The following is a 19,554-nucleotide window of genomic DNA, read 5'->3' on the forward strand; positions in this document are numbered from 1 at the left end:
TCCTTTTAGACAGGAACAGCAGTGGCCTTTTGAAGATTGACTGCCCACTCACGACCTCGTTTGATGCCATGGTTGTCTCCCAGTCTGTGTCCTAGCACGGGTACTAGAACCTGTTGCACATCATCGGGACGAACATAGTCTCGGCCCTCTAAAAAGGCCCACGCTTTTGCCGCGCGAACCAGGGCCAGACCCGCCCGCGTGGACAACGGAGCCCCTTCAAAACCAGCTCGACGTGACCTTTCCAGAATATCCGCGATGTAAGTCGCCACCGCTGGAGCCACTTTCACGGCCTGCACCAGGTGCAGGGCCTGTTGAATCTCCCCTTCAATAAAAAGAGATTGGATCTTGCTTAACATTCCCCGAGGATCTTCTCCTTGCAACAGACGCACTTCAGTTTCTTTTGAGGCATGATGCAATTCCAAGCTCATTAGGAAACGATCCAACTGACTTTCTGGAAGTGGGAATGTTCCCGTCTGTTGATGAGGATTCTGGGTGGCAATAACATAGAATGGTTTTGGCAAAGGCCAGTTAGTTCCATCCACGGAGACTTCACCTTCCTCCATAGCCTGTAAAAGCGCACTTTGTGTGCGAGGGCTGGCGCGATTCAGTTCATCGGCCATCACCATTTGTGAAAACAATGGACCCGGGTGAAAGACAAATTTTTGCTCTTGAGGATGAAACACCTGTCCACCGATCACATCAGCCGGAAGCAGATCAATTGTGAATTGAATGCGACGGGTTTTTAACCCCGTCAGCTTTCCAAGAACTTGCACCAAAGTGGTTTTACCAACGCCTGGCAGGTCCTCAATCAGCAGATGTCCACCTGCCAACAGACAGGTCATCGCCAGACGAATTTCCACGTTTTTATCCAGAACAACTTTGGACGCTTCAGAGATAAGTTCATGAAACTTTTTATTCATAGGTGGATAGAATAAAGGCAAAAAAAAGCCCCGGCATCACCGGGGCTTAGAATGAAGTTTCTTTCAGGTCAAAAGTCCTACAAAAGGCTTTTTTCTACGGCAGAGAAGATGGGACCAGATACAAAGCCCATCAAGATAATGGCAACAGCCATAACCACTGCAGTCACGGTTGTGGCATTCAAAGAATGACCCGCGATCTCGGCTTCACCCTCTTTCATGTACATCACAACAATCGGGCGCAGGTAGTAGTAAACACCGATGACAGAGTTCAATACACCCCATACCGCCAACCACAACAAACCTTCACCAATAGCTGCGTTGAACAGATAGAATTTACCAAAGAAGCCCAGTGTTGGTGGAATACCTGCCAAAGACAGCAGGAACACCGTCAGGCACAGAGCCAACATCGGTCTTTGTTTCGCAAAACCAGCAAGGTCATCCACGTTTACGATGTGGTTTTCAGACTTTTCAATCATGCTCGCAATAGCGAAAGCTCCCAACGTCATCAGACCGTAAGCTAGCAGATAGAAGATCACGCCAGAGGCCCCAAACGCACCACTGTCACTGACGCCCGCCGTGATAACACCTACCAAAAGATAACCAGAGTGTGCCACAGAGGAGTAAGCAATCATACGTTTGAAGTTGTTCTGAAGAATCGCCGCCGTATTCCCCACGATCATCGTGATAACTGCCAGCCATTGAAGGATGTCAAACAACTGATCTGAACCCGTCAAAGACTTCGTCGCAATGATCCTCAAGAAAGCCGCGAAGGACACCGTCTTCACCGCAGTCGCCATGAAAGCCGTGTGCGGAGTCGGAGCACCTTGGTAGACGTCCGGAGTCCAAGCGTGGAATGGAGCGATCGAAACCTTGAAGCAGAAGCCCAGGATCACGAAAGTCACACCAAACAGGAACAGACGGCTTGTTTGAACAAGCTCAGCTGCATTTTCCATGAAGCTCAGGATGTTTGTACCACCCGTGGAGCCGAAGATGAAGGCCACACCGTACAGGAACAAAGCTGAAGCAAATGAACCCAGGATGAAGTATTTCAGTGCCGCTTCCTTGGAAAGCTTTTCTTCGTGGCTCATCGCGATCATCAGGTACAATGCCAAAGACATCATTTCCAGACCGATGAAGACCATCAAAAGATCCACGGCAGAAACCAGGATCAGCATCCCAATAGCGGAACTCATCGCCAGGAAGATCAGTTCAGAGAACTGCTTTCCTTTTGTCGCCGGATTTTCATACATCATCACCATGGCAGCACCCGCGCCTGCCAAAGAGATAATACCCATCCACTGAGTCACACCATCAAAGATCAGACCGTTGTTGAAGGCCGTTTTATCAGCGCCGCCAAAAACGACCAGAAGGACCACGGCCACCACAATCCCGATCAACGCCTGAGAAAGCGTGATCAATGAATGTTGTTCGCGGTTTCCACGAAGAACCTTCGTCGTGATTGGCAACAAACTTGCCAAGAACAAAGCGATCATCGGAGAGATCAGAAGAATGTCGCTAAGACCGATATTGATATTCATTAGTTTTCTCCTTGCGCGTGACTCACTTCAACGGCGCCGGGCTGAACAATCGTCAGATTATAGTTACTTCTATTGTTCACAAGGTAGTCGATGCTGGCTTTGGAATAGTTCAGGAAATGATTCGGGAACAGACCCATCCAGAACACCATGATCACCATTGGAACCAAAACTGCGATTTCACGGGCATTCAGGTCGTGCAGAGGATGGTGTTCATCCTTAACAAGCTCCCCTTGTTCACCGAAGAAGACGCGTTTAAACATCCACAACATGTAAACCGCCCCAAGAACCACACCGGATACCGCGAAGTAAGCAAACACCGGATGCGCCTGATAAGTTCCAAGAAGGATGAAGAATTCACCCACGAAGCCATTCGTCATTGGAACTGCGATGGAAGAAAGCGTGATGATAAAGAAGAAGATCGTGAAGATCGGCAATACGCCGGCCAAACCACCGTACTTGGAGATTTCACGAGAATGCGTTCTTTCGTAGATCATACCAATCAGGATGAACAGCGCCCCGGTGGATATACCGTGATTCAGCATCTGATAAAGACCGCCACCCATGCCGTAGGCGTTAAACGCGAACAGACCCAATAAGATGTAACCCATGTGGGATACAGAAGAGTACGCGACCAGCTTTTTCACATCCGGCTGAACCATCGCCACCAAAGCACCGTAAATGATGCCCACAGTACCGATCAACATGAACAACCAAGCCCAGTATTCAGAAGCCTCGGGGAACAAAGGAATCACCCAGCGCATGAACCCATAAGTACCCATTTTCAGCATCACACCCGCCAGGATCACAGACCCTGGGGTCGGAGCTTCAACGTGGGCATCAGGCAACCAAGTGTGAACCGGGAACGCCGGAACCTTGATCGCAAAGGCCAGTGCAAAGGCGAAGAACAAAAGCGTCTGCAGGCTGAAGAAAGTCCCGCCTACAAACGGGATTTGAAGCTTGTAGAAGTCCAGAAGGCTTGCGCTCATCTGGCCGGTCGCTTCCTGAGTCAGGTACATCATATAGATGATTGCCACCAGCATCAGAACAGAGCCCGCCATCGTATAGATGAAGAACTTTACTGTTGCATAGATACGACGAGCGCCCCCCCAGATACCGATCATGAAGTACATCGGAACCAGAGAAAGCTCCCAGAACACATAGAAGAAGACCGCATCCATCGCCAGGAATGTGCCCAGCATGGCTGTTTGCAGGATGAACAAACAAACATGGAAGCCTTTTACGCGTTCTGTGATGGAAGTCCAGCTAGCCAGAATGATGATCGGAGTCAGGAACGTAGTCAGAAGAACCAGCCACAAAGAAATCCCGTCAATCCCCATGAAGTACTGAATACCGAAGCGTTCAATCCACATGAATTTTTCCACCAACTGCAGGCCTGTCGCCGAAGCGTCGAAGTGCTTGAAGATGGAAAGGCTGACCAGGAACTCAATCAAAGAAAAGCCCAAAGCCAAGTGGCGAACGGTATTCGCCTTTGGCCAGATCGCGATCAGAAGTGCGAATAAAAGAGGTAGGAAAACAATGCTACTTAGGATCATACATTACCTCATGATCACAAATGAAAGGGCTACAACCACGCCAATGCCAATGTACATCGCGTACTGCTGCATATTTCCAGTTTGAACAGAGCGCGCAAAGGACCCCATGCCACGCACAAGATCGCCTGCCCAGAAGGTCATTTTATCGATGAAGTTTACATCGATATAATACCAAGTGTTCTTACTGAGGTTTACCAAAGGATTAATGATTCCGCCGAAGTACGCCTCGTCCACAAAGTATTTGTTATTCACAAGGTTGTACACAGGCTTGATGCTTTCAGCGATCTTCTTCGGAGTCTCTGGAGACTTCACGTAGAACTGATAAGCCACGATGGCAGAAACTGTCGCAAGGCCCACTGAGCAGCCCATCAAGATCCATTCAGTCGTTGCATCAAATGCAGTCCAACCAGGGATCGGAGAAATCATTGGGTGCAACCAGTGCTCCCAGAAGTTTGGCATGTGACCCAAGTGCTCACCGATAACATGCGGAACCCCGATCCAACCGGCAAATACAGAAAGGATCGCCAGGATGATCAAAGGAATTGTCATGATCGCGGAAGACTCATGCGGGTGAACGTCAGGGGAAACACGGCTCTTACCCCAGAAGGTCAAAGCCATCAAACGAGTCATATAGAATGCCGTCAAAGTAGCACCCACAACACCCGCCGCCCAAAGGATCGGAGACCCCATTGGAGAATGGAATGCATAAGCCAGGATCTCATCTTTAGAGAAGAAACCAGAGAACAGTGGAGTTCCGATGATTGCCAGCCAACCCATCACAAATGTGATGTGCGTGATTGGCATGTACTTTTTCAGGCCGCCCATTTTTCTGATGTCTTGTTCTTCATGCATTCCGTGAATCACAGAACCAGAACCCAGGAACATCAAAGCTTTAAAGAAGGCGTGAGTCATCAAGTGGAACATCGCTGCTCCGAAGGCCCCCACACCCACTGCCAGGAACATATAACCCAGCTGGGACACGGTGGAATAAGCCAAAACCTTCTTGATATCATTTTGTGTGATACCGATTGTCGCCGCAAACACAGCCGTCGCCGCACCGATGATCGCAATAACCATCATCGTGTTCGGAGCCATGATGAAGAGCGGATTCAGACGAACAATCATGTATACGCCGGCAGTCACCATCGTCGCCGCGTGGATCAACGCAGAAACCGGTGTTGGGCCGGCCATCGCGTCTGGAAGCCAAACGTACAATGGAATCTGTGCGGATTTACCGGTAGCACCGATGAACAGGAACAAAGTCCCCAAAGTCACGGCCCCCAACCAAGAGGACTCAACCACTGTCGGAGCCAGGGCATTCAGTTCAGAGAAGTTCAATGTTCCGAAAGTAATGAACAGAACGAACATACCCAGCAAGAACGCCGCATCCCCGATACGATTGGTGATGAAGGCCTTCATACCGGCAGCTGCCTTTTCCTTGTCCGTGAACCAGAAACCGATCAACAGATAAGAGCAAAGACCGACACCTTCCCAACCAACGAACATCACCAGCAAGCTGTCGCCCAGGACAAGCAACAACATGTTGAAGATGAAAAGATTCAGGTAGGCGAAGTACTTCGCCACACCCTTATCGTGGTGCATGTAACCGATAGAGAACAAGTGGATCAGAGTACCAACACCCGTGATCACAAGGATCATGATGGCGCTGATTTGATCGACCACAAAGCCTGCGTTGACCTTGAATTTATCAATCGCCATCCACTCAAAGAAGCTCACCGCAATACGGCGGGCTTCAGCCGGCATGGAGACCAGGTCTACCACCAAAAGAATCGCAGAAATAAAGGAGATCGCCACCGCTACTGTCGCGATGGAACCAGCTACATTTCCGGAGTGTTTTTTATATCTGGCACCGTTGATCAGGAAACCAACGAAAGGAGCCAGAATCAGGATTGCCATTAATAGAGAATGATTCACAGCTTATCCCCTATCCTTTCAAGTGCTCAAAGAAGCGAATGTTCACTTCGTTGAATCGTTTAAAGATGGATACTGCCAGCGCTAGACCTACCGCCGCCTCGGCAGCAGCAATCGTCATAACGAAGAAGACCATGATATGACCATCCAGAATGCCCAGGTACTTACTGAAGGCAATGAACGTCAGATTCACAGAGTTCAGCATCAATTCAATAGACATCAAAAGTACGATCACGTTACGGCGCAGAAGAACCCCTGCCATACCGATAACGAACAACATAGCTGCCAGAACCAAATAGTGTGTCAGGCCGATATTAGTAATGAACTCAGTGTTCATGTGTTCCACCTTTACTGCGTGCCAATGCCACTGCACCAACTGCGATTACCAAAAGAAGCACACCCAAAGCCTCGAAACCGAAGATGTATTTGGTGAACAGGATGTTACCCAATGCCTTGGTTGTTTCCATGCCTGTGCCGACCATCACTGGATTGTCGGTGGTCTTTTCACCCATCAAGCTGACGGACATGGCAATAGCACCCACAACCAGACCCGCCAACAAGCCCACGGATGCGATCTTAACCGCCCCTGTGAATTTGCCTTTGGTGAAGGCCTGTACGTCTTTTTTCAAGTCAAAGAGCATGATCACCATCGTGAACAGAACCATGACCGCACCGGCGTAAACGATCAGCTGAACACCCGCAATAAAGAAGGCATTCAAGGTCACAAACAAGGCAGAGATACCCACCATTGTCATCGCCAGGCACAAAGCGGAATAGATCGGATTGGACATCAAAATGACACTAAGGCCAGAGGCCAGAGTGACAAACGCTAAGAACCAGAAAAGAAATGCATCTGCTGTCATTTTAACTCCTTACAAAGATGCGATGAAGATCACAAAGGCTGTGAGAATGGTGTTTGCCAAAGCCCAAGGAAGCATCGTCTTCCAGCCCAGATCCATCAACTGATCGTAACGGAAACGAGGCAAAGTCCAGCGAACCCAGATGAAGACCCACATGAAGAATGCAAATTTCACGTTGAACACCAGGAAGTGAATCAGCGCCACCAAAGCACTTGCCTTGCCTGCTGTTGATGTAACACCTGCGGCCCACTCATTCAGTTCTGCAACAGAAACAAATGGGATTGTGTAACCACCAAAGAAGAACAAAACCATCAGACCGGAAGCGATCATCATGTGGCCGTATTCACCGATGAAGAACATGTTGAACTTGAAACCGCCGTACTCTGTATGGAAACCACCGACCAACTCGGATTCACCTTCGGCCAAGTCGAATGGCAGACGGTTGGATTCTGCGAACGCCGCTGAGAAGAACAAAATCGCCCCTAGCGGTTGATAGAAGATACCCCAGTTCGGAAGCCAGTTCGCCGCGATCGTGTGACCCAGGAACGTGAAGGTCAAAGGACCTTGCTGAGCCAATGTCATCTCCGTCAGATTGAACGTGCCGTAAAGCATGATCACGCCGACGATGGAAAGGCCCAATGCCAGCTCGTAAGAGATCGTTTGAGCGGAAGCACGAAGAGCACCCATGAGGGTGTACTTATTTCCAGAACCCCAACCAGCCATCAACAATGTGTAAGCAGCCAAGGAGCTGACACCCAGGATGAAGACGATACCCACGCCAATTTCGTAGCCCTGAACCAAGAAAGTGTAAGGACCCCAAGTAGAGCCAAACATTTCAAAGGTCCCAACCTGAATTGGAGAGGACATTGGAATTGCCGAGAAAGCCACCGCACCCGGAATCAAAGCAAACACCGGCGCTGCATAGTACAGGAAGGTTTTTGCATTCTGAGGAACGAAGTTTTCTTTGGTCAGGAACTTCACGGCATCAGCCAGAAGCTGCATCAAACCCAATGGTCCCACGCGGTTCGGACCCAGACGGTCTTGAATGAAAGCAGAACCACGGCGCTCAAGCCAAACCAGAATCGGCACCAACTGAACCATCATCAGGAAGATGACGACCAACTTCAGGCCATTCACGGTGATTTCGAAAATATCTTTACCCATTCCCATTGATTAGTCCCACTCCAAAGCTTTTGATTTAACTTCCCAGAAGAGCCCGAAGATGAAGATCGCGATGAACACCATCATCGAGATGAAGACGAAGGCGCCCCCACCTGTCGAGATGAATTCACGGAAGGAAATCGCCCAAGGGTACATGAAGATAATCTCGATATCGAAAAGAATGAAAAGAATCGCTGTTAAATAATACTTAACAGAGATCTTTGTTTCTTTCTTTTCGATCCCAGGAATACCGCACTCGTAGGGCTCGTACTTCACGGGGTTATAAACCGGTTTCGTTCCGGTAATGTTGGCTGCAAGCCAAACTAAAAATGCTCCAAACAGAGCAATGAATATGACGATGAATATGACTCCACCGAGTGGCACTAGTCCCTCCAAAGTTGTCGTTATTATTTGGATTTCAATTAGTTATATATGTGTCGTCAGTGAAAACCAAGAAATATGAATGGAAACAAGGCGATAAGCGTGGCAAGATGAGCCCACCAAATGAAAGCGGAAATCACTCACACAAGGCTTGAATCCATCCTGGAAAGGGCCTTCGAAACAACTCGCGGTAAGATTCAAGTGACCGGGGCAGCGTCACCGCTTGCGCTTGCGTACTTCTTGTCACAAACATACTCTAAAAAAATCAACGGCTTGCCGCATCTTGTTGTGGTCGGCAGTCATCGCGATGCTGTGACTTTGCAGCAGCTTCTGGAGTTCTTTGACCCAAGTCGTCAAAGTCATATTCTGCCTGCTTTCGACGTTTCTCCGTATTCGGGTCTTTATCCAAACACACAGGTGGTCTCTGATCGCATTCGCTTTTTGGCGAAAGCTCAAACCGCCAAAGCCGGAGAAATATTCATATCCTCTTCTGACGCACTGATGCAGAAGACACTGCCGGTGAAAATCCTGAAGGATCTTTCCCGCACAATTCGGGCTGGCGATGAGCTTCCCGAAAATCTTAACGAATATTTTGGTTCATTGGGGTATGTCGCAGCCCCGATGGTTGAAGACAAAGGTCAATTCGCCGTTCGCGGAGGCATCGTGGATATCTATCCACCCACCGAGCCTCAGCCCATCCGCATGGATCTGTTCGGCGATCAGGTGGAAAGCCTTCGTCACTTCGCGATTTCCGATCAGCGTAGTGCTGATGAAATCTCTGCCTTTGTTCTGACTCCGGCCCGCGAGGTGCTTTTCCGCGATGAAACCCATGAACGACTGCTGCAACGAGTGCGCACCTCTATCGACGGCCGCAAGGTGGATAAGGCAGAGGCTGAAGAAACTCTGCGCTCTTTGGTTTTAAAGAATGCCTTTCCGGGAATTGAATTCTTGCTTCCGTACTTTTACGGAGAGCTGGCAACACCCGTGGACCATTTCCCAGGGGCCTTAAACCTGTGGTTCCTGGATCCCGTAGAGATTTCCCGATGTGCCGATGAAAGCTGGGCGGAAATCAAAGCAGACTATGGCACCAGCGAAGGACATGTGATCCGCCCGGCCCTGGAGGATCTGTACACGGTTTTTGAAAATCTGAATTACCCGCTAAACTCGCGGCAGATTTATTTCTCGTCCTTGGAGTATTTTGAAGAGGAAAATTCTGACGACACTCGCGTGGAGTATCGCACGGCCCTGACCCAGGACTTTACCAATCTGGGACTTGCTAATGCCGTCGGCTCTGAACAGTGGCTGCAAGCAGCCACCAACAAACTTCACCGTTGGCGGGATGACGGCTACCGCATCTTTGTCAGCACAAAAAACCAGTCGCACATCGATCGCCTTTCTTTGATCTTTGAAAAACTGGAGCTTAAGGCTGTTCGCACCAACAATGATGAATACCGCTGGGACTCCTGGCTTCAGGAACAGGATCACAATCCGTCCTGGATTCATATTGTGCCTCGCTATCTGGCAGAAAGCCTGCGTCTTGAAGAAGAACGCATCATTTTCCTGCGTGATGAAGACTTCTACGGCAAAAAACAACGCTCTTCCCGCGAAAGCTCAGGCGCAGAGGACTTCCAGAAACAAGCCAAGCGACTGTCTTTTGGTGATCTGAAGCCGGGCGACCTAGTGGTGCATGTCAAACACGGCATTGGCCAATATGAAGGTCTCAAGATTATGAATATCGGCGGCGTCGAATCTGAGTATATTCAGGTCGGCTACAAAGATAAAGACAAGCTGTATCTGCCTGTTTATCGTGTGGGGCAGTTGCAGAAGTTCTCCGGTGCTGGAGCCACCAGTGTTCTGGATAAACTGGGCGGCACGGCCTGGGAAAAAACCAAAGCCAAAGTAAAAGCCCACGTTCGCGACATTGCCTCGGAACTTTTACAGCTCTATGCAAAACGTGCAGAAATGCACAGGCCCCCTTTTGTGATCAATGAAAACGAAGTGGCGATGTTTGATAACGGCTTCCCATACGAAGAAACCGATGACCAGCTTCGTGCGATTAACGACATTCGTCGCGATTTAAAGTCCACCAAACCGATGGACCGCCTGGTCTGCGGCGATGTGGGCTTTGGTAAAACCGAGGTCGCCATGCGTGCGGCCTTCTTTGCCATTCAAGCTCGCAAACAGGTGGCGGTGCTGGCGCCCACAACGGTTTTGACATTCCAGCACTTTGAAACGTTCAAAAAGCGCTTCGAGGGTTGGCCTGTCGACATTCGTGTGCTGAATCGATTCGTTCCACCCGCTGAAGCTAAAAAGACCCTGCAGGATCTGAAGGATGGCAAGGTCGACCTGATCGTGGGCACACACAAGTTGTTAGGTTCTGGCGTCGGATACAAAGATCTGGGACTTTTAATTATTGACGAAGAACAAAAGTTCGGTGTCACTCACAAGGAAAAGATCAAGAAGATTAAAACCAGCGTCGACACTCTGACTTTGTCAGCCACACCGATCCCAAGAACATTGAACATGGCTCTTGTGGGCATTCGGGATCTCAGCTTGATCAATACGGCCCCCGTGGATCGTCTGCCAACACGAACCTTCGTGACAAAGTTTGATCCTGAAACCATTCGCAAAGCCATCACTGCAGAAATCTCCCGTGGCGGCCAGGTTTACTTTATTCACAATCGCATCGAGTCCATCTATGGCCTGGTGGACGAACTTCGCCAGATCGTGCCGGAAGCCCGCATTCGCGTGGCTCACGGACAGATGGAGGAACACGAGCTGGAAAAAGCCATGCTGGCTTTCTTCCATCATGAGATCGATGTTCTGGTCTGTACGGCGATTGTGGAATCGGGAATGGACGTGCCTCGCGCTAACACGATGTTCATCGACACGGCCCACTTGTTTGGTCTTTCGCAGCTTTATCAGTTGCGCGGACGTGTTGGTCGCAGCAAGACCCGCGCCTATTGTTATTTGATGATGCCACGGGATCGCAAGCTGGACAAAGAACAGCAAGAGCGCCTGAAGATCATTCAGGAAAACACCGCCCTGGGAAGCGGTATCAAGATCGCACAATACGATTTGGAACTGCGTGGTTCTGGAAACATTCTGGGCGAAGAACAATCCGGCCACGTCAACTCTGTGGGTTATGAACTTTACATGGATCTTTTGAACGAGGCCCTGGCGGAAGCCAAAGGCGAAACCGTTGAGGACATGGATCTGGATCCAGAGATCAACCTGAAGATTCCAGCACTGATTCCGGATTCTTACATCAAGGACATTCGTATTCGTCTGGGGTACTATAAGGCTTTGGCGGATATTTCTTCCAACGAAGATCTGGATCGTATTGAAGAAGAATTGCGCGATCAGTTTGGACCGATTCCTGATCAAACTGTGAACTTGATGGGTCTGATGCTGATTCGTCGTCAGTGTAAAGAGCTGGGTGTTCGTGACATTAGCGCCGGCTTAAAATCCGTGTCCTTGATCTTTACTGAGAAAACAAAACTCAGTCCGGAGAAGGTCATTCAGCTGGCCGTGCGAGAAAGCAAAAAGTATTCACTGACTCCGGACAACCGCCTGAACATCAAGCTTTCCACGATCACGTGGTCTGCTGTTCATGATGAGCTCGATGCGCTCTTGCGCTTAATTTGATTCAGAACTCAAAGCGCAGACCCGCGCCATAAGTTAAGTCCGTTTCAGTATTGGGATCATCCGGCGCTTCTGTTTTCGCATACTGTGTGGCGTACACATCCAGGAAGGTATTCTCCAAGCCCCAGTTAAAGGTCGTCTCTTTCGCCGTCTCGTAATCAATCCAATCAAGCTGGATCAACAGCCCCAGCGAATAGTTGTAGCCCAGCTGAGTTGTCGCAGAGAAAGAATCTGTCGCACTTTTTTCGGATATCCCCATCTGCCAGACATTGACCCCGACGTAGGGTACCACATAGGGCTCATTCATAATCATGTCTGCTGTGAATCGGAAGGCCGCCCCGTATTTACTGATCTCAAGACTGCGGGAGTTTTCCGCATCAACCCGGCCCATCCCATAGAAAATACCAGCAGACAGAGAGCCCAAAGCGAAATTGAATTTATAGTCGACTCCGGCTTGAACCAAATTGACTGTGTCCTCACCGAAGACATCCTTGTAAGACATGCCATCCAGGGTCGAGATCAAATTTTTAAAGTTAATAGCCTCATAGTCCATGCCAAAATAGACCCCATGAGTTTCCCGACGCTCTTTGTAAGGCGCCAGGTTGTCCTGTCGAATTTGCAACTCCACCAACGGAAGATCCTGAGGCGGCACCTCGACCATATTCTCGACAGGGATGGTTTCTTCTTGAGGAGCCTCGACGACAGCCGGAGCTTCCTCTTCAACGGGATCAGCTTCGACAGTGGCTTCTTCACTTTCAACCGCCGCTGCTTCTTCCGCAGCGAAATCCAGCGCATCGTCCGCGACGGGCGCTTCTTCGCCAATAACATCTTGAGATTCCACGGCCTGGAATTCTTCCTCAAGATCCTGAGCCATGGCCGAAAAGCCAACAAAGACTGTTAGCAGAATACATACCTTTGATTTAAGACTTTGGTGCAATTTCATGCTGTCTCTCAAATCTTGCCTACCTTCGTTCAGGCACAGTGATAGTCTGAATATATGAGCAAGTATATCAGGGAAATCTTTAGGAATTTGAGCATTAGTCTGCTGATTCTTGTTTTTCCCCACCTTGTGCTAGCTGGTCCAGATCGGATCGCAAAAATTATCGATAAGAAAATAGCCCAGATGACCCCCGAAGAAAAAGTGGGGCAGCTTTTTATCGTGGGCTTTCCCTACACCGAAATCACACCCGAGCTTGAAGCGTTTATCGGAAAATACAAGCCCGGCTCCTTCTTACTGTTTAAACGCAATATCACTTCGGCCTCACAGATCCGTGAGTTGAATTTAAGTCTGTACAAGGCCAGCTACAGATATTCCCAATTGCCTCCGTTTATCGCCATCGACCAGGAAGGTGGTGCTGTCTCCCGACTTCCCATCACTCCTGCACCTCCGAACGCGCTCGCACTTGGACAGACGCAATCACCTTTGCTGGCAGAGGAAATGGGGCATCAGACCGGTTTGTTCCTGCGTGAAGTGGGCTTTAACATGAATCTAGCCCCGGTTCTGGACGTAGTAGATCCCTATTCGACCAGCTTCATTGGTGTGCGCTCATTTGGCTCCGACCCTGAGATGGTTCGAGATATTGGCGTTGCCTACTCCAAGGGTCTTCTGAAGGCGCGCGTGATTCCCACGGCAAAACACTTCCCCGGCACCGGCAGTCTGAATCAGGATCCTCACGTGACTGTCGTTGAAAACAAGACGCCATTGGAAACTTTCAGAAAGCGCGATCTGGTTCCATTTATCGGGTACAGCAAACTTGGACAGAACATCGCCGTGATGATGTCACATCTGATTTATCCGGAGTTGGATTCCAGCCGCGAACCCGCCAGCTTTTCCAGCAGGATTGCTTCAGATCTTCTGCGCCATGATTTAAAGTTTATGGGTCTTGTCATGACCGATGACTTGCAGATGCAGGGATCAAAGCAGGTTCTGCGCCCCGAGGCCGCGGCGTTGAAAGCATTAAAGTCAGGCTCTGACATTGTGATGCTGACATGGTCTTTTGCCGATCAAGGAAAGGCATTTGATTACGTCCTCAAAGCCCTGCAAGACGGTGATCTTTCCGCCCAGGACGTGGACAACAAACTGCGACGGATTCTTCGTGTAAAGGCCTTTGCCAACGTCTATCGCAAGGACCCAAAGGTGCCTTCTCTTTTAAGTGGCAACAGCCTGACATCGCGTGATTATGCCAGCCTTGAGGACGAGGTTCTTTCTCAGAATCTAAAAACCAGCCTGATTCCGCGCAACCTTCCCCAGATAAAAGCCCCGCGGAAACCCGCCAGCACTGAAAAGGTCTGTGCGGCTTCACCTTCCAAGGACTTCTTAAACACGTTCACCGAAGGAACGAAGATGCCCTCTGTGCACTTGCAGAGTCGAACCGGATCTGGCGATATCGCTTCATGGATGAAGAAGCATCGCTGCACGGCTTTGTTTGTTGGTGTGACCGGTCCCCGCACCGCCCGCCAGATTCGTGGTCTGAGTCCTGAGCACAAGAGCAAACTGATTATCGTGAATCTGGGAGCCCCCCGCCTGTTCCCGCGCAGTCGTGGATATCGCCAGGTCATTCAGCTTTATTTTAATCACAAGGACGCAGGAAGGAAGATCGCCAAGTATCGCGAGGAGATCCTGCAAAGTTCTCAGGGCACCTTTGCCCTGAACGATTAGTTTTCTTCTGTATAGAAATGGTGGCTACACCTAAAAAAGAAACGGAGGCTTTGGGCCTCCGTTTTTGATTCTTACTTCTTGGCTGGCAGTTGTTCTGCCGCTTCGATTTTTGCTCTGGCATGAGCCCAGTCGCGCTGGAACTCTGCCCAGTCTTCGTCTGTGATCAATTCGTTCATGATCTTCTTCTCGGATAGAGCCAGGAACTCTTTCGTTGCCTGAAGATCGATCTCTTCTGGAAGATCAGCAATGTTCGCAAGAATATTCACGCCCTCAGGAGAAACCTGGCAGTAACCCCAGCTGATAACAGCCATGTCCTGCTTTTCTTTTCCTTTGAGTTTCCATTTCATCACGCCTGTTTCCAGAGTCGTGATCAAAGGAGCGTGACCAGGAAGAATGTTTAGTTCCCCCTTGAATGCTGGAACAGTCACCTCGTCAACCTCTTGGCCAACAAGGATGCGCTTTTCCGGAGTCACGATTGTTAGTTTCATATTCACCCCTTAGGAAGGGCAGGCACTAGGCCTGCAGCTTCTTAGCTTTCTCGATAGCGTCTTCAATAGTACCAACAAGGTAGAACGCCTGCTCTGGAAGAGCATCATGTTTACCATCAAGGATTTCACGGAAGCCCTTAACAGTGTCTTTGATATCAACGTATTTACCTTGCAAGCCAGTGAACTGCTCAGCAACGAAGAACGGCTGAGACAAGAAACGCTGGATCTTACGAGAGCGGGAAACAACCAGTTTATCCGCTTCAGACAACTCGTCCATACCCAAGATGGCGATGATGTCTTGAAGTTCACGGTAACGCTGCAACAACGCCTGAACGTCACGAGCGCACTTGTAGTGTTCTTCACCGATAACAGTTGGATCCAAAAGACGTGAAGTGGACGTCAATGGGTGAACCGCAGGGAAGATCGCCATAGCCGCGATATCACGATCCAAGTTTGTCGTAGCATCCAAGTGAGTGAACGTGGTTGCTGGAGCTGGATCCGTGTAGTCATCCGCTGGTACGTAAACCGCTTGAACGGAAGTGATGGAACCTTTTTTAGTGGAAGTAATACGCTCTTGAAGAGCACCCATCTCAGTCGCCAAAGTTGGTTGGTAACCAACGGCAGAAGGGATACGACCCAACAACGCGGAAACTTCAGCACCCGCCTGAGTGAAGCGGAAGATGTTATCCACGAAGAAAAGAACGTCTTGGTTTTCAACGTCACGGAAGTATTCCGCAACTGTCAAACCAGTCAAAGCAACACGCGCACGTGCTCCAGGAGGTTCATTCATCTGACCGAACACCAAAGAAGTCTTAGCCAAAACGCCAGACTGCTTCATCTCTTGCCACAAGTCATTTCCTTCACGAGTACGCTCACCCACGCCGGCAAATACGGAGAAACCACCGTGCTCAGTCGCGATGTTACGGATAAGCTCCTGGATCAGAACCGTTTTACCAACGCCCGCACCACCGAACAAACCGATCTTACCACCCTTTGCGTATGGAGCCAGCAAGTCAACGACCTTGATACCAGTCATCAACATCGCAGCTGCAGTCGCTTGGTCTTCAAACTTAGGAGCATTTCTGTGGATACCCCAGTGTTCTTTTGCGTTTACTGGACCTTGTTCGTCGATAGGCTCACCAACCACGTTGATGATACGACCCAAAGATTCACGGCCCACTGGAGCTGTGATCTGAGTGCCCAAAGCCTTTACTTTTTCACCACGAACCAAACCTTCAGTTTGGTCCATCGCGATTGTTCTTACAACACCGTCACCCAAGTGCTGGGCAACTTCTAGAACAAGGTTGAACTCAGCGTCAGAGATAAATTTATTAGTTACACGAAGAGCGGAGTTGATGGCAGGAAGTTCGCCGCCTTCAAATTCCACGTCCACTACGGGACCCATCACCTGTTTTACTTTACCGAATGCCATTATTCAGCTCCCTATTTAAGCGCTTCTGCGCCCGATACGATTTCAGTCAATTCTGTAGTAATTTTTTCTTGTCTCAATTTGTTGTACGTCAGAGTGAGTTTGTTGATCATCTCTTTCGCGTTGTTCGTCGCGTTCTCCATCGCGCTCATACGAGCACCATGTTCACCCGCTACGGACTCGGACATACATCTGTAAACCTGAAGTTCGAAGTGCTTTTCAAGAAGCTCTTTGATGATCTTCTCTGGAGCCGGTTCGAAAATCATATCCACAGCAAAATCATTCGCTTTCTCTGGCTGCGTGTTGAAAGTCGTCATGCCGATATCGATCGGCAGGATTGTTTCACAGACAACAACCTGGGAAATCGCAGATTTGAATTCGTTGTGAACGATACGAACTTCGTCGTAATTACCTTCAAGGTAGTCGTTCAAAATACGATTTGAAACCTTGGAAGCCAGCTCATAGGAGATGTCCTTATCAAGCTTGGTGATGTAATCAACAGGCTTGATGTCTCTTCTTACGAAGTAGTCATGAGCGCGACGGCCAATGAACAGGAAGTCGATCTTCTCGACCTTATCCTTGTTCTCTTTGTAGTAGTTCTCAGTGAATTTGTTGATATTGCTGTTGAAAGCGCCGCACAGGCCGCGATCAGAGCTGATAACAACAAGCAAAACATTCTTTACTTGTTCTTTCTTCTCCATCAACGGATGCGACACTTTGTTTGTCACAGCGATATCCGCAATCACCTTACGCAAAGTCAGAGCATAAGGACGCATATTAACGATGTTATTCTGCGCCTTTCTCAACTTCGCAGCAGACACGAGCTTCATCGCTTTCGTGATCTGCTGGGTGTTTTTAGTGGACTCAATTCGAGCCCGGATATCCTTCAAGCTTGCCATTTAAGCACCAAATTACTTGTTAGAAGGTTGGAAGATCGCTTTGAACTCTTCAAGAGCCGCCAACAACGCTTTTTTAGTGTCGTCGCCGATAGCTTTCTTCTCAGAGATAGTTTTCAAGATGTCGCCATGCTTGTTTTTCAAGAACTCGATCATCTCAGCTTCGTATCTCTTAACATCAGTTTCTGGGTAGCTATCAACGAAGGCATTGGAAGCTGCGAAGATCATAACGATCTGCTCTTCAACCTTCACCGGTTGATACTGAGGCTGCTTCAAAACTTCGACCAAACGACGACCACGAGCCAACTGTTGCTGAGTCGCTTTATCCAGGTCAGAGGCGAACGCTGCGAAAGCTTCCATCGCACGGAACTGAGCAAGCTCAAGTTTCATGGAACCGGCAACCTGTTTCATCGCCTTGATCTGTGCGGCACCGCCCACGCGGGATACGGATTTACCTACAGAGATCGCTGGACGGATACCTTTATAGAACAAGTCGGATTCAAGGAAGATCTGTCCATCAGTGATGGAGATAACGTTTGTCGGGATGTAAGCAGAGATGTCACCCGCTTGAGTCTCGATAATTGGCAAAGCAGTCAAAGAACCGCCACCTTTATCAGCAGACAATTTGGATGCACGCTCTAGCAAACGGCTGTGAAGATAGAATACGTCGCCTGGGTAAGCTTCACGGCCTGGAGGACGACGAAGAAGCAGGGACAATTGACGATAAGCTTGTGCTTGTTTCGTCAAGTCATCGTAAACGATCAAAGCGTGTCTGCCAGTATCACGGAAGTATTCCGCCATAGCTGTACCAGTGTAAGCCGCCAAGTATTGAAGCGGAGCTGGGTCAGACGCGTTGGCCGCGATGATAGTAGTGTACTCAAGAGCGCCCGCTGCACGAAGTTTTTCAACAACCAAGGCAACTGTGGACTGCTTTTGACCGATAGCTACGTAGAAGCACTGAACACCAAGACCTTTTTGGTTGATGATAGTGTCAACTGCGATAGTTGTTTTACCAGTTTGACGGTCACCGATGATCAACTCACGCTGACCACGTCCAATTGGTACAAGGGCGTCGATCGCCTTGATACCTGTTTGAAGAGGCTCTTCAACCGGGTGACGGTAAACGATACCAGGAGCTTTTGTTTCAACGATGCGGCTGTGAGGAGTGTTGATAGGACCACGGCCGTCGATGGCGTTACCCAAACCGTCAACAACACGGCCGAGAAGCGCTTCACCAACTGGAACGGAAACGATTTTCTTAGTTCTCTTAACAACGTCGCCTTCTTTGATAAGACGGTCTTCACCGAAAAGAACGGCACCAACGTGACCTTCTTCAAGGTTCAAAGCCATCCCGAAAACTTCACCTGGGAACTCGATAAGTTCACCAGTCATTACATTTTCAAGACCATAGATACGAGCAACCCCGTCCCCTACGGAAAGAACGCTACCTGTTTCACTTACTTCAATCTTTTTGTTGTATTGATTGATTTGCTCTTTGAGAACGCGACTGATTTCGTCGGCACGGATTTGTGTTTCCATTTTTAGTTGGCTCTCCTGTTTAATTCTTCATTCAATTTTTTAAGATGTGTGTCGATGCTGTCATCGAAAGTCCAGCCGCCTACAGAGGCAACAACGCCCCCAAGCAGTTTGGAATCCTGTTCGTACGTCAGAACGATTTTCTTATTCAAAACTTTGTTAATTTTCTGTTCGATCTCTTTTTGCGCATCAGCGGTCAAAGGCTGAGCAGAGCGAACCACACCGCGGGTCACACCTTCTTCAATATCCAGAAGATCGCGGAAGGCGATCGCCATTTGACCAAGGATGTCCATGCGGTTTTTTTCTGCCAAAAGAACCAGTGTATTTACGACTTCTTCAGACACACCTTTGCCTGACAAAGCCGCTTTTACTGCGGCAACCTTTTGATCAGAGCTGACCATAGGATTTTCGAAATAATTTTTTACAGATGCATCGGCCGCAAAAGACTGTACCAGTGTTTGCAGTTCACCAAATACCTGGGAGTGGATGCCTTTTTGTTTTGCTACAGCCAAAAGGGCTTTCGCGTATCTTTTGGAAATCTCGCTGACTCTCATCG

16 protein-coding genes are annotated in these 19,554 nt (G+C 49.1%); 2 read left to right on the plus strand and 14 right to left on the minus strand.

The features are described from left to right. Nucleotides 1–5: 5 nt before the first annotated feature. From ACZ50P_RS17170 to ACZ50P_RS17205, 8 genes are all read right to left on the minus strand, one after another. A complete protein-coding gene (locus tag ACZ50P_RS17170; protein ID WP_464132578.1) occupies nucleotides 6–920 on the minus strand; it encodes an AAA family ATPase in 915 nt (304 codons plus the stop codon). 77 nt (nucleotides 921–997) lie between these two features. Further along, nucleotides 998–2,458, minus strand: a complete 1,461-nt coding sequence (locus ACZ50P_RS17175; RefSeq protein WP_464132580.1) for an NADH-quinone oxidoreductase subunit N — start codon at nucleotides 2,456–2,458, stop codon at nucleotides 998–1,000. Then, entirely contained in the window at nucleotides 2,458–4,011 is a 1,554-nt protein-coding gene (locus ACZ50P_RS17180) for a complex I subunit 4 family protein (protein WP_464132581.1), read from the minus strand. Before ACZ50P_RS17180 ends, ACZ50P_RS17175 begins: the two co-directional genes overlap by 1 nt. Nucleotides 4,012–4,014: 3 nt before the next feature. Beyond that, complete coding sequence (nuoL, locus tag ACZ50P_RS17185) at nucleotides 4,015–5,928, minus strand: NADH-quinone oxidoreductase subunit L (RefSeq protein WP_464135233.1); 1,914 nt, start codon at nucleotides 5,926–5,928, stop codon at nucleotides 4,015–4,017. A gap of 28 nt (nucleotides 5,929–5,956) precedes the next feature. Then, complete coding sequence (gene nuoK / locus ACZ50P_RS17190) at nucleotides 5,957–6,280, minus strand: NADH-quinone oxidoreductase subunit NuoK (RefSeq protein ID WP_464119110.1); 324 nt, start codon at nucleotides 6,278–6,280, stop codon at nucleotides 5,957–5,959. Further along, nucleotides 6,270–6,806, minus strand: coding sequence for an NADH-quinone oxidoreductase subunit J (locus ACZ50P_RS17195; RefSeq protein ID WP_464119112.1), 537 nt, complete (start codon nucleotides 6,804–6,806; stop codon nucleotides 6,270–6,272). The genes nuoK and ACZ50P_RS17195 overlap by 11 nt, the downstream gene beginning before the upstream one ends. A gap of 9 nt (nucleotides 6,807–6,815) precedes the next feature. Further along, nucleotides 6,816–7,973, minus strand: coding sequence for a complex I subunit 1/NuoH family protein (locus ACZ50P_RS17200; protein WP_464119113.1), 1,158 nt, complete (start codon nucleotides 7,971–7,973; stop codon nucleotides 6,816–6,818). Between the two features lie 3 nt (nucleotides 7,974–7,976). After that, nucleotides 7,977–8,348 (minus strand): NADH-quinone oxidoreductase subunit A, encoded by a 372-nt coding sequence (locus ACZ50P_RS17205; protein WP_262555174.1) that lies wholly within the window; start codon nucleotides 8,346–8,348, stop codon nucleotides 7,977–7,979. 120 nt (nucleotides 8,349–8,468) lie between these two features. On the opposite strand from ACZ50P_RS17205, the gene mfd reads away from it, so the two are divergent. Beyond that, on the plus strand, nucleotides 8,469–11,993 hold the full coding sequence (mfd, locus tag ACZ50P_RS17210) for a transcription-repair coupling factor (RefSeq protein ID WP_464132583.1): 3,525 nt from the start codon (nucleotides 8,469–8,471) through the stop codon (nucleotides 11,991–11,993). 1 nt (nucleotide 11,994) lies between these two features. Here mfd and ACZ50P_RS17215 read toward each other — a convergent pair whose 3' ends face one another. Continuing rightward, a complete protein-coding gene (locus ACZ50P_RS17215; RefSeq protein ID WP_464132584.1) occupies nucleotides 11,995–12,933 on the minus strand; it encodes a hypothetical protein in 939 nt (312 codons plus the stop codon). A gap of 180 nt (nucleotides 12,934–13,113) precedes the next feature. On the opposite strand from ACZ50P_RS17215, the gene ACZ50P_RS17220 reads away from it, so the two are divergent. Further along, the gene (locus ACZ50P_RS17220; RefSeq protein ID WP_464132585.1) at nucleotides 13,114–14,649 is read left to right on the plus strand and encodes a glycoside hydrolase family 3 protein; all 1,536 of its coding nucleotides are present in this window, start codon (nucleotides 13,114–13,116) and stop codon (nucleotides 14,647–14,649) included. A gap of 71 nt (nucleotides 14,650–14,720) precedes the next feature. Here the strand turns inward: ACZ50P_RS17220 and atpC are convergent, their stop codons facing one another. From atpC to atpH, 5 genes are read right to left on the minus strand one after another with little or no spacing between them, the layout of a single operon-like run. Continuing rightward, the gene (atpC, locus tag ACZ50P_RS17225) at nucleotides 14,721–15,137 is read right to left on the minus strand and encodes an ATP synthase F1 subunit epsilon (protein WP_464132587.1); all 417 of its coding nucleotides are present in this window, start codon (nucleotides 15,135–15,137) and stop codon (nucleotides 14,721–14,723) included. A gap of 25 nt (nucleotides 15,138–15,162) precedes the next feature. After that, nucleotides 15,163–16,569, minus strand: coding sequence for a F0F1 ATP synthase subunit beta (gene atpD / locus ACZ50P_RS17230; RefSeq protein WP_464132589.1), 1,407 nt, complete (start codon nucleotides 16,567–16,569; stop codon nucleotides 15,163–15,165). Between the two features lie 11 nt (nucleotides 16,570–16,580). Beyond that, complete coding sequence (atpG, locus tag ACZ50P_RS17235) at nucleotides 16,581–17,465, minus strand: ATP synthase F1 subunit gamma (RefSeq protein WP_464119123.1); 885 nt, start codon at nucleotides 17,463–17,465, stop codon at nucleotides 16,581–16,583. Between the two features lie 12 nt (nucleotides 17,466–17,477). Next, a complete protein-coding gene (gene atpA / locus ACZ50P_RS17240; RefSeq protein ID WP_464119124.1) occupies nucleotides 17,478–19,001 on the minus strand; it encodes a F0F1 ATP synthase subunit alpha in 1,524 nt (507 codons plus the stop codon). A 2-nt stretch (nucleotides 19,002–19,003) separates the two neighbouring features. Next, nucleotides 19,004–19,552, minus strand: a complete 549-nt coding sequence (gene atpH, locus ACZ50P_RS17245) for an ATP synthase F1 subunit delta (RefSeq protein WP_464119126.1) — start codon at nucleotides 19,550–19,552, stop codon at nucleotides 19,004–19,006. Nucleotides 19,553–19,554: the final 2 nt, after the last annotated feature.

The organism is Bdellovibrio sp. CKG001 (assembly GCF_055397465.1).

What these genes read in the sequence shown, in the direction of transcription:
- mfd (WP_464132583.1), top strand. Translation starts at nt 8,469, where the DNA reads ATGAAAGCGGAAATCACTCACACAAGGCTTGAATCCATCCTGGAAAGG.
- ACZ50P_RS17215 (WP_464132584.1), bottom strand. Translation starts at nt 12,933, where the DNA reads ATGAAATTGCACCAAAGTCTTAAATCAAAGGTATGTATTCTGCTAACA.
- ACZ50P_RS17180 (WP_464132581.1), bottom strand. Translation starts at nt 4,011, where the DNA reads ATGATCCTAAGTAGCATTGTTTTCCTACCTCTTTTATTCGCACTTCTG.
- ACZ50P_RS17200 (WP_464119113.1), bottom strand. Translation starts at nt 7,973, where the DNA reads ATGGGAATGGGTAAAGATATTTTCGAAATCACCGTGAATGGCCTGAAG.
- nuoK (WP_464119110.1), bottom strand. Translation starts at nt 6,280, where the DNA reads ATGAACACTGAGTTCATTACTAATATCGGCCTGACACACTATTTGGTT.
- atpG (WP_464119123.1), bottom strand. Translation starts at nt 17,465, where the DNA reads ATGGCAAGCTTGAAGGATATCCGGGCTCGAATTGAGTCCACTAAAAAC.
- nuoL (WP_464135233.1), bottom strand. Translation starts at nt 5,928, where the DNA reads ATGGCAATCCTGATTCTGGCTCCTTTCGTTGGTTTCCTGATCAACGGT.
- atpC (WP_464132587.1), bottom strand. Translation starts at nt 15,137, where the DNA reads ATGAAACTAACAATCGTGACTCCGGAAAAGCGCATCCTTGTTGGCCAA.
- ACZ50P_RS17170 (WP_464132578.1), bottom strand. Translation starts at nt 920, where the DNA reads ATGAATAAAAAGTTTCATGAACTTATCTCTGAAGCGTCCAAAGTTGTT.
- ACZ50P_RS17220 (WP_464132585.1), top strand. Translation starts at nt 13,114, where the DNA reads ATGACCCCCGAAGAAAAAGTGGGGCAGCTTTTTATCGTGGGCTTTCCC.
- ACZ50P_RS17195 (WP_464119112.1), bottom strand. Translation starts at nt 6,806, where the DNA reads ATGACAGCAGATGCATTTCTTTTCTGGTTCTTAGCGTTTGTCACTCTG.
- atpH (WP_464119126.1), bottom strand. Translation starts at nt 19,552, where the DNA reads ATGAGAGTCAGCGAGATTTCCAAAAGATACGCGAAAGCCCTTTTGGCT.
- atpA (WP_464119124.1), bottom strand. Translation starts at nt 19,001, where the DNA reads ATGGAAACACAAATCCGTGCCGACGAAATCAGTCGCGTTCTCAAAGAG.
- ACZ50P_RS17175 (WP_464132580.1), bottom strand. Translation starts at nt 2,458, where the DNA reads ATGAATATCAATATCGGTCTTAGCGACATTCTTCTGATCTCTCCGATG.
- atpD (WP_464132589.1), bottom strand. Translation starts at nt 16,569, where the DNA reads ATGGCATTCGGTAAAGTAAAACAGGTGATGGGTCCCGTAGTGGACGTG.